A 544-nucleotide genomic window follows, 5' to 3' on the forward strand; every position below is an offset into this window, starting at 1 on the left:
GCAAACAGATGCACGGCAGCCCGGCCGATGTCGTCGCGCACGAGTCGTCGGCGTCGCTCGGTGAGTGGTTCGGTCATAGCCGTTGCCCGCGCGCAAATTCCGCTGCGCCATGAAGCAATCGAATCACTCGCGGGCCCATGTCTGTGCGGTCGGCATCGACGCCGGATTTGACCTGCCGGGCGTGCGAGCCTTCGAGGATGATGGCGAGTTTGAACAGTGCCAGCGCCTCGTAGTAGGGCAGCGCCGAGAGATCACGTCCGGTGCGCTCGGCATAACGGGTCGCCATTTGGGAGCGAGTCGGATAGCCGTCGGCGCCGCCAGCCTGGAGGGTGATAACGGGTTCCTCACCCGGCTCCGTCCAGCGCGCCAGCAGATGTCCGATGTCGAGCAATGGATCACCGATGGTGCCGGTGTCCCAGTCGACGATTGCGGCCAAGCGGGCCGGCGGCTGCGGGGCAACCATCACATTGAATGGGCTGTAGTCGCCATGGATGACCGCGGCCGGGCTCATGGTCGGGGTGTTGGCGGAAAGCCAGTTGGCGAG

At 65.4% G+C, this 544-nt stretch carries 1 protein-coding gene; it reads right to left on the bottom strand.

Annotated elements, in window-relative coordinates:
* Window positions 1–73: 73 nt before the first annotated feature.
* Window positions 74–544 (bottom strand): phosphotransferase (locus A9X04_RS21575; RefSeq protein WP_156764470.1); only part of this gene is annotated, 471 nt, incomplete at its 5' end.

This window comes from Mycobacterium sp. E3247, from assembly GCF_001667785.1.
Taxonomy (GTDB): Bacteria; Actinomycetota; Actinomycetes; order Mycobacteriales; family Mycobacteriaceae; genus Mycobacterium.